The organism is Alitiscatomonas sp. (assembly GCF_037242085.1).
Classification (GTDB): domain Bacteria; phylum Bacillota; class Clostridia; order Lachnospirales; family Lachnospiraceae; genus Alitiscatomonas; species Alitiscatomonas aceti.
In genome coordinates this window covers 1-12,056 of the sequence record NZ_JAXXBR010000099.1, presented here as the reverse complement: position 1 = coordinate 12,056, position 12,056 = coordinate 1, and the positions used below count along the sequence as shown (strand labels likewise).

The following is a 12,056-nucleotide window of genomic DNA, read 5'->3' as shown; positions in this document are numbered from 1 at the left end:
CAAAACAGGGACCGGCCTTCCAGGGGCCAGGTCCCTGTTTTCTTCTTAAAGGATTTACTTCAAATAAAAATTATTCGCTCCAGCTCAGTTCGTGGATGTACATACCGCCGGTCGGACTCATTGTGAAGCCTTCCAGGCCCTTTGCGTATGCACGTACGTTGTTCTTTAAGTAGAGCGGAACCTGCGGACAGATCTCATTCAGAGACTTACTGAGTTCCGTAACGATCTTTACATTTTCCTCCGGATCCAGTGTAGCTTTGATCTTATCAATGAAAGCATCGATCTCCGGATCGTTCAGACGGGTCTTGTTGGAACCGTCGATGGATTTGGAGTGGTAAACGCCCATGCAGTGAGCCAATACGTCACTGGAGGTGTATCCGCCGATGGCAGCCTGGTAGTCACCTACTGCGGTCTTATCCAGGTATGTAGCAAGGTCCATGGACTCCAGAGTCACGTCGATGCCCAGGTTTTCCTTTAAGGAGGACTGGATCACCTGTCCGGCACGGAGCTTTGTATCGTCGGAGCAGATAATAGAGAAGGTGCATTCTGCCGGGCTTAAGCCGGATGCTGCCAGATACTCTTTTGCCTTCTCCGGATCATAGGTGGGAGCACCGTCTGTCACAACGCCCGGGAAACATTCCGGAAGCATGCTGTCAGATACGGAACCCTGTCCATTTAAAGCAACCTGTACCACTGCGTTCTTATCAACAGCAGCGTCGATGGCGCGGCGGAAGTCCACGTTATCGAAGGGAGCCTTCTCGTTGTTGATCATTACCCAGTTGTGGCCTGTACCAGGCTCGTTGACTGTAACGATATCCGGGTTGTCCTGTAAACGGGAAAGGTCTGTGGACTCAACCTCGATGATCATGTCCACTTCGCCGGCCTCAAGGGCCATAGTACGGGAGGAGCCCTCCGGAATGATCTTCCAGGTCACGTGCTTGATGGCAGGAGCGCCGCCCCAGTAATCCTCATTGGCTTCCAGCTCGATGCTCTCGCCCTTGTTCCATGCCACAAATTTGTATGGGCCGGTACCGATGGGCTCTTTGTTGAAGTCATGTCCGCTGGCGATCAGGTCTGCCGGAAGGATGGCGTTTCCGTGATGGCTCAGGTCTGTAAGAAGACCGGAGTGCGGGCCGTTTGTTGTGATCTTAACTGTATAGTCATCGATCACTTCAACGGATTCCACTGCGTCACCGTACTGGGAAACCTGCGGGGATTCCTTACAAAGTTCCAGGGAAGCTTTTACGTCGGCGGCCTTCACTTCCTGGCCATTGTGGAATTTCACGCCCTGTCTCAGCTTGAATACCCACTCGGTATCGCTTACGATCTCATAGGATTCAGCCAAAGCCGGCTGCGGTGTTAAATCAACGCTGGAGGTAAACAGCCCCTCATGAGTCATCTGGTTGATATAGTCACCAGCCGTCGCATTATGGAGGTTCGTGGTAACACTGGGAGTCTCATTGGCAGTCGCAATGATCAGGGTATCCTTGGAAGAAGTACCCTTGGATTCAGTTCCCTTGTCTTCGGATGCCGCTGTAGAGCCGGCTGCTTCTGTTTCCTTGGTTTCGCCTGCCGGTTTTGCGTCTGCACCGGAGTCCTTGGAACCACAGCCTGTGAACAGGGCGGCTGCTGCGGAAAGGACCATTACCGGTACTAACCCGCGCATAAGTTTTTTCGTCATACTCTCTCACCTCATAATTATATTTGCATGACCACTGGCCAAATGCATCAATTTTAGAAGACCCTTGTCAGGCATTCATACATCAGCAGATATAGAGCAATGTATTCATTTTGCACAAATATACGTGATTTATGTTCGTCATTATATCATATTTATCCATATAAATCAAGTATAAATTATATCTATATTCGTTATTTTTTCCTTTATCCTGCGTTTCTCGCTCCCCTCCCCATTATTTTTTTGCTGTGTATAGGGATTTTTTTCACAAATTTCTTCGTATTTATATTTATTTTTTCAATATTTTATATAATTTTCCACATGCAGACTGCAGAAGCCTCGAGAATTATCCGGTTTTCAGGCCATCCCTCATTTCCCCATGAAATCCTCCTTCCGCTCTGCATATACCGATTCTTCCATATATCCATTACTTAAAAGTCATGTATTAAATGCAAACAGGAACCTGTACCCTTTAAGGGGCCAGATCCCTGTTCACTTTTAAAGGTTCATCTAAACGTATATACGTTCATCTGTATGATAGAAGCCACCAATATTTAGTTCTCGCCCCAGCTCATCTGCTCGTAGAATGTGTTTCCGCCTGCGTTCAGATTGAAGCCCTGAAGGCCTTTGGCGTATGCACGCACATTGTTTCTTAAGTATAACGGGATCTGCGGGCAGTTTTCATTCACAGCCTTGCTGAGCTCGGTAACAACCTTTACGTTCTCTTCCGGATCCAGTGTAGCCTGGAGCTTGTCGATCAGCTCATCGATGGCCGGCTCGTTGGTACGGGTCTTGTTGGAACCGTCGATGGATTTGGAGTGGTAAACGCCTACGGCATAGGGAAGAACGCCGCTGGAGGTGTAGCCGCCGATGGATGCCTCATAATCACCTACCGCTGTCTTATCCAGGTATGTAGCAAGGTCCATGGATTCCAGAGTAACGTCGACTCCAAGGTTCTCCTTTAAGGAGGACTGGATCACCTGTCCTGCACGGAGCTTTGTATCATCGGAGCAGATGATCGTGAATCCGCAGTCTGCCGGATTTAAGCCGGATGCCGCCAGATACTCTTTCGCCTTTTCCGGGTCATAGGTCGGAGCTCCGTCGGTCACAACGCCCGGGAAGCTTTCAGCGATCATACTGTCAGATACACTGCCCAGACCGTTTAACGCGACCTGTACCACTGCATTCTTATCAATGGCAGATGCAAGGGCACGGCGGAAGTCGATGTTGTCAAAGGGAGCCTTCTCGTTGTTGATCATCAGCCAGTTGTGGGAGGTACCTGCCTCGTTGAAGGTAACAAGATCGGCGTTGTCCTGTAAGCGTGTAAAGTCAGTGGACTCAACCTCGATGATCAGGTCAACCTCGCCAGCCTCAAGGGCCATGGTACGGGAGGAGCCCTCGGGGATCACTTTCCATACAACCTTCTTAATAGCCGGAGCGCCGCCCCAGTAATCTTCAAATGCTTCCAGTTCAAGGCTCTCGCCCTTGTTCCAGGCCACCAGCTTGTATGGGCCTGTGCCGATGGGTTCTTTGTTGAAGTCGTGTCCGCTGGCGATCAGGTCTGCCGGAAGGATCGCGTTTCCGTGATGGCAGAGGTCAGAAAGAAAACCGGACTGCGGGCCGTCTGTTGTCATCTTAATTGTATAATCATCTACTACTTCAATGGTTCCGCTGGAGGTGCCGTACTGGGAAACCTGCGGGGATTCCTTACAAAGCTCCAGAGATGCTTTTACGTCGGCGGCCTTCATCTCCTGGCCATTGTGGAACTTCACGCCCTGTTTCAGCTTGAACACCCACTCGGTATCGCTTACGATCTCATAGGATTCCACAAGACACGGCTGGGGCTCCAGGTTCTCGTCTGTATAGAACAGGCTGTTGTGGGTCATCTGGTTGATATAGTCTCCGGCCACTGCGTTGTGCAGGTTTGTGGTAACACTGGGTGTCTCATTGGCAGTCGCAATGATCAGAGTATCCTTGGAAGAAGTTCCTGTGGATTCGGATCCCTTGGACTCGGTTTCCTTGTTCTCAGATGCTGCTGTGGATCCGGCAGCTTCTGTTTCCTTAGAGCCGCCAGCCTGGGTCGCATCGGCGGGAGCCTCTTTGGAGCCGCAGCCTGTAAACAGGGCTGCTGCCGCTGAAAGGACCATTACCGGTACTAAGCCGCGCATAAGTTTTTTTGTCATACTCTCTCACCTCATAATTATATTTGCATGACCACTGGCCAAATGCATCAATTTAGAAAACACTTTTAAATGGATCGTATATCCCCAGGCACAGGCATACTATCCATTTTGCACAAATATATGTAATTAATTTTCGTTATTTTATCACATTTATTCCAAGAAATCAAGCATAAATTACTATTGATTTCATGTTTTTTATCCCTTACAATATAGACACCATTTCTTTTAATCACATTCAACTTCATTTCTGGAGGTAATTTCTATGCACTATTCACAGTTTTGTTCAGCTATATCGGATATATTGCGCAAAAATTCAGATCCAGGCACTCAATTTATTCAAAAATCACTCTGCAAAAATAACGGCGTATGTCCGGATGTCCTCTTTGCACTCCCTGCTGACAGTGCCCTGGGGCCGGTCGTCTATCTGGAGCCTCTGTATGACCAGTACCAAAAAGGCATACCTATGGAGACCATATGTGCCTCTGTTCTTTCTTTTCTGGAGCGCAGGCCCCCGTTCCCATCCTCCATATGCCAGGAGATCCTGGATCCAGAATTTGCAAAAACCCGCATTGCCTTCCGTCTGGTTTCCCAGGAGCGGAATGAAGAACTGCTGAAACATATCCCATGGTTCCCCTTTCACGATCTGGCTATGGTCTTTTTCATCTGCCTGGACCTGGACTCTGCCGATCTGGTGTCCGCCCTGGTCCACTGGCCGCTCCTTTCCGCCTGGGACATGGATGCAGATACCCTGCGCTCCCTGGCAGAGGAAAATACCCCCATTCTCTTTCCCCCTGTCCTAACGCCTCTGACGGAGCTCCTTCTGCCGTCCGTTTACGTAGATACCCCGTTCCCGGACCTGGCGGAGACGGAAAGGGATCTGGAAACGACAGGATCCGCGGCTGCAGCGGAAATCCTAAGAGGCACTGAGCCTATGGCAGCTGCAGAGAGGCTGGAGACGGCAGAACATGTGGCTGCATCGGAGATCCTAAGAGACACTGAGCCTATGGCAGCTGCGAAGGGGCTGGAAGCGGCTGAGCCTGCGGTGGAGATCTCAGCAGACGGGCCGGCACTCCATGTGCTCACCAACCGCCGCGGGATCTACGGAGCCTCCTGTATGCTTTACAGGGATATAATAAAAGACTTCGCAGACCAGGAAGAGACGGATGTGATCATCCTGCCTTCCAGTATCCACGAAGTCCTTTTATTTCCAGATCATCTTATGTTCGATCATGCGTTCCTGTGCCGGACGGTCCAGGAGATCAACCGGGAGGACGTCTCTGAGGAGGACGTGCTCTCGGACCGCATCTATATCTTCAGCCGGGAAACAGGGACCATCATCCCTTCTCCGCTTTTTTCCTGTCATAGGCCAGAACCAGCCGGAACAGAGAGTCCATGGTAAAGATCCCCATGGCAATGGCTCCGGCGATCTGGATGGTCTCCAGAAGATTTTTTGTAGCCAGCGCCGAGTCGTTCTGGAGGAAATAATAAACGCTCCGGTATATGGCGGCTCCCGGCACTGCCGGAAGCGTTCCTGTGATCAGAAACACTGTCACCGGGGCCTTTTTGACCCTGGCCAGGATATGACTTAAAAAGGCCACCACCAGAGTAGATAAAAACGCTGCCAGCATAGACGAATGGCCGCTGTTCTGGACCATCAGGTAGGCCCACCAGCCCACCGCACCCGAGGCGGACGCATAAAGCATATATTTTTTCGGTATCTCCAGGATCATGGTAAATACCAGCACAGCGCTGAAAGCGCTGAGTATCTGAAGTATCATCATAGCGTTCCTCCCCATAATGTCCGGAAGCAGACCATTCCAAAGCCCACGCCCACAGCCACGGCCAGGGCCACAACGATACATTCCAGCATCCTGGCAGATCCGGCGGCATAGTCTCCGTTAATGGTATCCCGGGCCGCAGTGGTAAAGGGGATCCCGGGCACCAGATACATGATGGCACTCATGATCATCACATCGCCGCTGACCTTAAAAGGACAGAGTTCCTGGATGAGCATAGCAGAAAAGGCCACCACAAACCCGCAGAAGGCCGTGGTACTGAAATCATTGAGCCGGAGGATCTTTGTGAACCGGTCCGCCGCCGCCATACAGATCCCCACCAGGACCGAAGTGGAAAGATCCAGGAAGTTCCCGCCGTAAATAAAGATAAAGCTGACAGATATACCGATGATCCCGGCAAGCTTCATCCATGGCTTATAAAGGATCTCCTTCTGGATCCTTTTCAGCTCCTCGTAGGCCTCCTCCACCGTCAGCTCCATATGGCAGAACTGCCTGGAGACCTCATTGACCCGGCAGATCCGGTTGATGTTTGTGCTTCTGGCAGGGATCCGCTTGGAAAAGGTCATCGGCTCTCCGCCCGGGTCAGCCATAGTCACAAAAAGTCCTGTGGCCAGGACCACGGCCTCCGTGACCTCACAGTTGGACCGCCGCAGCATGAACTGCATGGTATTTTCCACACGGGATACCTCTGCGCCGCTGGACAGCATGATCTCTCCGGCCAGAACAACGGCCTTCAGAAGAAGTTTCTCATCCATTCTGTTTTCCTCTCTTTGTCTATTTCACTCCCGCCTGCTTCCATACAGACCAGAATTCTTTCCGTCATCCCAGCCCCGGGATCCGGCTGGCTGCCTGGTATACGAGCACGGCGCATATCCAGGCCAGAAAAAGCTGATAAACCGCCAGTCCCACAGTCCAGCGGAGGGATCCTGTCTCCTGCTTTATGGCCCCCATGGCCGCCGCACAGGGTGTGTAAAGGAGACAGAATACCAGAAGTGCCAGGGCGCTGGCTCCGGTAAAGCCGCCGGCTGCAAGACTGGCTGCAAGAGCCTCATGGCCTCCTCCAGCACCTCTGTTCCCGGCTCCGTAAAGAATAAAGAAGCTGGATACCACCACCTCTTTTGCCGAAAGTCCGGTAAGCAGCGCCACTGCTGTCTGCCAGGCTCCCAGGCCGGCCGGGACAAGGACCGGAGCCAGGCCCCGTCCCAGGACTGCCGCGAAGCTTTCTGATACATCCCACGCAGCTCCCTGTGGCCCCAGATGAAGGAAAAACCACAGGACCAGGGAGGCCAGAAAGATCGTGGTCCCGGCTTTTTCCAGATAGTCCCTGACCCGTTCCCAGGCACAGGAGACCACAGTTCCCAGATCCGGCCACCGGTATTCCGGCAGCTCCATCAGCAGAATATCCTCATACGGCTCCTCCCGTCCTGCCTTCCAGGCTGCCCAGGCCGTCCCCAGGGCCGCCAGGACGCCCAGAACGTATAAGCCTCCGATCACCGCCGCTGATGCTTCCGGAAAGAACATTCCCGCAAACAGCACATAGACCGGAAGCCTGGCTGAACAGGACATGAACGGCGTCATAAGGATCGTCCGCCTCCGGTCCTTTTCATTCTCCAGGATCCGGGATGCCAGGACTGCCGGGACCGTACAGCCAAATCCCAGGAGCACCGGGAGAACGGCTTTTCCCGAAAGTCCCGCCGAGGCCATAGTCCCGTTCATGACCCAGGCGATCCTGGCCATATAGCCGCTGTCCTCTAAGAAGGCCAGGGCCAGGAACAAGATGGCAATGTTTGGCAGAAAGCCCAGGACTCCTCCCACTCCGGCCAGGATCCCATCGGATACCAGGGAAATGATCCAGCCGGAGACCCGGCACCGGCCCAGGAGCTCCAGGATATACGCTGAAAGCATGGCCAGGCCCCGCTCAAAATATCCTCTCAAAAAGCCTCCGGCAGAAAATGTCAGAAAAAATACCAGGGCCAGGATCCCAAAAAATATAGGGATCCCCCATACTGGATGGGCCAGGAGCCGGTCCGCCCGGTCAGTGAAGGAATCCAATACTCTCCCAACGCTGGGATCCGTGTTCCTTTTATTCTGTGCGGGACTGCCTCTGTACCGGATACAGGCAGCGGCAAGCTGCCGGGCCCGGTCATGGAGTTCCCTGGCAGACACCGGGCCATGCCAGGAGCCTCCGGATCCAGAAGGGCCATCGCCATATGCAGGCCCGTCGCTGTGCGCAGAATGGCTTCTGTATACAGAATAACGGGCTCCCGATACAAAACAGCTGCTGCCGTCTGCCATCCGGCGGGCTCTGGCCGCTTCCACGGCGACATCCATCAGCTCCTCCAGCCCAGTCCTCCTTCTGGCTGATACCGGGATCACCGGGATCCCTCCCAGGAGTCTGGACAGTCCTTCTGTATCAATGTCCATCCCCCGTTCCCGGACCAGATCCATCATATTGAGAGCCAGGACCATCGGCCTTCCCTCTGCCAATAGCTGCATGGTCAGAAACAGGCTCCTTTCCAGCAAAAGTGCATCTGCCACATGGATGATCACATCCGCCTTCTGGTCCCTTATGCACTGTCTGGTCACTGTTTCTTCCATAGTATATGGATCCAGGCTGTAAATTCCCGGTGTGTCCACCAGGTGCACCAGACGGCCCCGGTGCATCAGGCTCCCCTCCGACAGCGCCACAGTAACGCCAGGCCAGTTGGCTGTTTTTTTCCCTGCGCCAGTATACGCATTAAAAAGCGTGGTCTTTCCACAGTTGGGATTTCCTGTAAAGCAGACCGTCACACTCTCAGCGCCCATGTTCTTCACAGTCCTCCGCTTCAATGGCTCCAGCGATCTTTTTTCCCAGCGCCAGACGTGTCCCTTGGAATGCGGCGATCAGAGAGCCGTCCTGTTTTTTCATCAGAATATGGACCTTTGTTCCCTCGACGAGTCCCAGGGCCTCCAGCCGCCGGACGATCGTTTCCTCTGCCGTAACCGTCCGGATCATATATAGCTTTCCGGCAGCACAGTCACACAGTCTCATGGTTCCCATCCTGTTCTTCCCGGATCTGCTTCGATTCCGCAGATATTGTAGCCTTACCGGGATTGGTTGTCAATATAAACTTACATCCTTCTGACCGTTTCCGTCTCAGCCCTCCAGTTCCAGGAGCATCTGCTTTACCTCCTTCATACGGTCTCGCAGTCTGGCCGCCTCCTCAAAGTTCAGCTCGGCCGCTGCCTGGCGCATCTTCTTTGCCAGTTCCTTTGCCAGCTTATCCAGCTCCTTTGCATCCATGGATTCCGGATCCTTTTTTAATTCCCCGTCTCCTGCTGCTGCCGCTTTGGAAATGGAGATCAGGTCACGGACGGCCTTTTTAATGGTCTGGGGTGTAATGCCGTGGTCTTCATTATACTTTTGCTGGATCTCCCGGCGGCGGTTGGTCTCATCGATGGCAGCTTTCATGGAATCGGTGATGGAATCGGCATACATGATCACATGCCCCTCTGCATTTCTGGCAGCGCGGCCGATAGTCTGGATCAGAGAGGTCTCAGACCGGAGGAAGCCCTCCTTATCGGCGTCCAGGATCGCCACCAGAGTGATCTCCGGGATATCCAGCCCCTCTCTGAGAAGATTGATGCCCACCAGTACGTCGAACACATCCAGGCGCATATCGCGGATGATCTCCGCCCGCTCCAGGGTATCAATATCTGAGTGGAGATATTTGACCCGGATCCCGGCCTCCCGGATATAATCCGTCAGATCCTCAGCCATGCGCTTTGTCAGCGTTGTGATCAGGACCTTATTGTGGCTTTCCACCTCCTTGTTGATCTCTCCGATGAGATCGTCGATCTGGCCCTCCACCGGACGGACGCTGATCTCCGGATCCAGAAGGCCGGTGGGACGGATGATCTGCTCTGTCCTAAGCAGCTCATGCTCTGCCTCATATACGGATGGCGTGGCGGATACAAACATCATCTGGCTGATGTGGCTTTCAAATTCCTCAAAATTTAAGGGACGGTTATCCAGCGCCGACGGCAGACGGAACCCATAATCCACCAGAGTCTTCTTCCTGGACCGGTCGCCAAAATACATCCCTCTCACCTGGGGAAGCGTAATATGGGACTCGTCAACGATAATAAGGAAATCCTCCGGGAAGTAGTCCAGAAGCGTGCAGGGCGGCTCCCCCGGCTTTCCAAAGGTCAGGTGGCGGGAATAGTTCTCGATCCCGGAACAGAATCCCGTCTCCCGCATCATCTCCACGTCAAAATTGGTCCTTTCTGCGATCCTCTGGGCCTCCAAAAGCTTATCCTCGCTCTTAAAGAATGTCACCTGTTCCTTCATCTCCGCCAGGATATTTTCTGTCGCAGCCATCATTTTTTCCTTGGGCACCACATAGTGGGAGGCCGGGAAGATCGCCACATGGCCCAGCTGAGCCTTCACCTCCCCGGTCAGCGCGTCGATCTCTGAGATCCGGTCCACCTCATCGCCGAAAAACTCGATCCGGTAGGCCTCGCTGCCGGAGTACGCAGGGAACACCTCCAGGACATCTCCTCTGACCCGGAAGGATCCCCGCCGGAAATCCATCTCATTTCTTGTGTACTGGATGTCGATCAGCTTATGGATCACCTCGTCCCGGTCCTTCTCCATCCCAGGACGCAGGGAGATCACCATCTCCTTATAGTCGATGGGGCTTCCCAGTCCATAGATACAGGATACAGAGGCCACAATGATCACATCATTTCTCTCTGAAAGCGCCGCTGTGGCCGAGTGGCGCAGCTTATCGATCTCGTCATTAATGGCCGAGTCTTTTTCAATATATGTGTCAGTGGAAGGGACATATGCCTCCGGCTGGTAATAATCATAGTAGGAGACAAAATATTCCACTGCATTATTTGGAAAAAACTCTTTAAACTCACCATAGAGCTGTGCTGCTAAGGTCTTATTGTGCGCGATCACCAGCGTCGGCTTATTTAGCTGCTGGATCACATTGGCCATGGTAAAGGTCTTGCCGGACCCTGTAACTCCTAATAAGGTCTGGAATTGATTGCCTTCCTGAAATCCTTTGACCAGCGCCTCAATGGCCTGGGGCTGGTCGCCGGTGGGGGCGTATTCGGAATGTAATTCAAAAACTTTTTGTTCATTTTGCATAAGAACCACCTCCAGGATTTAAAACAGAATTTGTTTTTTTGAGCCTGCCGTACCCATGTAATTCGATATGGCCGAAACAGGGACAAACCATGTTAAACACAGAAACCAGATGCGCAATGGTACAATGTCTGTTTTGCAGACATTGTACCATAAATAATTCCAAAAGTACAGAGTCATCGAACATCCGTTCTCTTATTCCCTGCCCACATTTCTGTTCATCAGACCAGAGGCTTGCCCATGGGCTGGTAGATTCCCCACATCCAACTGCCTTCAGATTCCACCTCACGATGAACCCCCTTGCCTCCCCCTATATCCTTCCCGCTGCCGGGCGGATTTTGGACCTGCACCCTTTAGAAATGTGCAAGACCAGGCGCACAACGCAGCACGCACCGGGCACAGCATACCTATGGGCTCTGTAACCGGTGCGTGTTTGTATACACTGCTGCTATATGGAAACTGCCTTAACCCAGCAGACTGCTCTCCAGATCCTTCAGCATAAGATCCAGAGCGGTGATGCCTCCCTCGGCGGTGTACCACACAGCCGGGTGGGCCAGATAGACGAGATGACCATTCTTATAGGCGTCCGTACCCATCACAAGCTCGTTCTCCATGATCTCCTGGGCCAGCTGTGCCCCATCGGTGCCGATGGCTGCGTCGCGATCCATGACGAAGATGTAGTCAGGATCCTTCTCCACAATGAATTCAAAGGAAGCCTCATTGCCGTGGGTGGAGGTATCAATATCGGCGGCCGCGCCGATATTTTCAAAGCCGATCTCCCGTCCGATCATGGAGCAGCGTCCATCGTTGCCCAGCACGTTGAAGCTGCCGCTGGTGACAAGCCCTATGATCGCAGTCTTTCCGGCAGAAAATTCAGCCAGGGCAGCAATGCGGGAATTGAAGCCAGCCATTAATTCATCTACTTTATCCTCAAGCCCAAACATGGATGCGATGGTCATGGCATTCCGTCGGACGCTTTCCACTACGCCAAGTTCAGTGTCCGTGGCCAGATAGACCACGGGAGCGATCTCGCTGAGAGCGTCATAGCTGGAAGCCAGGCGGCCTCCGATGAAGATAACATCCGGCTCGCAGGCCATGACCGCCTCCAGATCCGCCTCTTTGATGGTTCCCAGGCTGGAAATGTCGTCATTGATGTAATTCTGGAGATACTCCAGGCTGGTATCAGCAGTGCCAACGACCCGGTCCCCCACGCCCAGGGCATCCAGAATATCCAGGGAAGCCATATCCAGAATGGCGATGCGCTG

General features: G+C 52.9%; 9 protein-coding genes. 1 reads left to right on the top strand and 8 read right to left on the bottom strand.

Going from position 1 to position 12,056, the window contains the following annotated elements; genetic code table 11:
* Nucleotides 1-70 precede the first annotated feature (70 nt).
* Together WIH05_RS10620 and WIH05_RS10615 are read right to left on the bottom strand one after the other, a co-directional pair.
* Entirely contained in the window at nt 71-1,681 is a 1,611-nt protein-coding gene (locus WIH05_RS10620; RefSeq protein WP_337425362.1) for an ABC transporter substrate-binding protein, read from the bottom strand.
* A gap of 551 nt (nt 1,682-2,232) precedes the next feature.
* Nucleotides 2,233-3,861 carry an ABC transporter substrate-binding protein gene (locus tag WIH05_RS10615; RefSeq protein WP_337425361.1) on the bottom strand — a complete coding sequence of 543 codons (1,629 nt, stop codon included), beginning with the start codon at nt 3,859-3,861 and terminating at the stop codon, nt 2,233-2,235.
* A 262-nt stretch (nt 3,862-4,123) separates the two neighbouring features.
* On the opposite strand from WIH05_RS10615, the gene WIH05_RS10610 reads away from it, so the two are divergent.
* Nucleotides 4,124-5,260 (top strand): DUF5688 family protein, encoded by a 1,137-nt coding sequence (locus WIH05_RS10610; protein WP_022272554.1) that lies wholly within the window; start codon nt 4,124-4,126, stop codon nt 5,258-5,260.
* Here WIH05_RS10610 and WIH05_RS10605 read toward each other — a convergent pair.
* The 6 genes from WIH05_RS10605 to WIH05_RS10580 all read right to left on the bottom strand — a co-directional run.
* Nucleotides 5,196-5,642: a threonine/serine exporter family protein gene (locus WIH05_RS10605; protein WP_022272553.1), complete on the bottom strand. Its 447-nt coding sequence runs from the start codon at nt 5,640-5,642 to the stop codon at nt 5,196-5,198. The two genes, WIH05_RS10610 and WIH05_RS10605, sit on opposite strands and share 65 nt — an antisense overlap.
* Nucleotides 5,639-6,412, bottom strand: coding sequence for a threonine/serine exporter family protein (locus tag WIH05_RS10600; RefSeq protein ID WP_022272552.1), 774 nt, complete (start codon nt 6,410-6,412; stop codon nt 5,639-5,641). The genes WIH05_RS10605 and WIH05_RS10600 overlap by 4 nt, the downstream gene beginning before the upstream one ends.
* Nucleotides 6,413-6,476: 64 nt before the next feature.
* Nucleotides 6,477-8,462: a ferrous iron transport protein B gene (gene feoB, locus WIH05_RS10595; protein ID WP_022272551.1), complete on the bottom strand. Its 1,986-nt coding sequence runs from the start codon at nt 8,460-8,462 to the stop codon at nt 6,477-6,479.
* Nucleotides 8,452-8,697 carry a FeoA family protein gene (locus tag WIH05_RS10590; RefSeq protein WP_252207687.1) on the bottom strand — a complete coding sequence of 82 codons (246 nt, stop codon included), beginning with the start codon at nt 8,695-8,697 and terminating at the stop codon, nt 8,452-8,454. Before WIH05_RS10590 ends, feoB begins: the two co-directional genes overlap by 11 nt.
* Before the next feature lie 96 nt (nt 8,698-8,793).
* Nucleotides 8,794-10,794 (bottom strand): excinuclease ABC subunit UvrB, encoded by a 2,001-nt coding sequence (gene uvrB / locus WIH05_RS10585; RefSeq protein ID WP_022272549.1) that lies wholly within the window; start codon nt 10,792-10,794, stop codon nt 8,794-8,796.
* 461 nt (nt 10,795-11,255) lie between these two features.
* On the bottom strand, nt 11,256-12,056 hold an 801-nt coding region (locus WIH05_RS10580), incomplete at its 5' end, for an ABC transporter substrate-binding protein (RefSeq protein WP_337425360.1).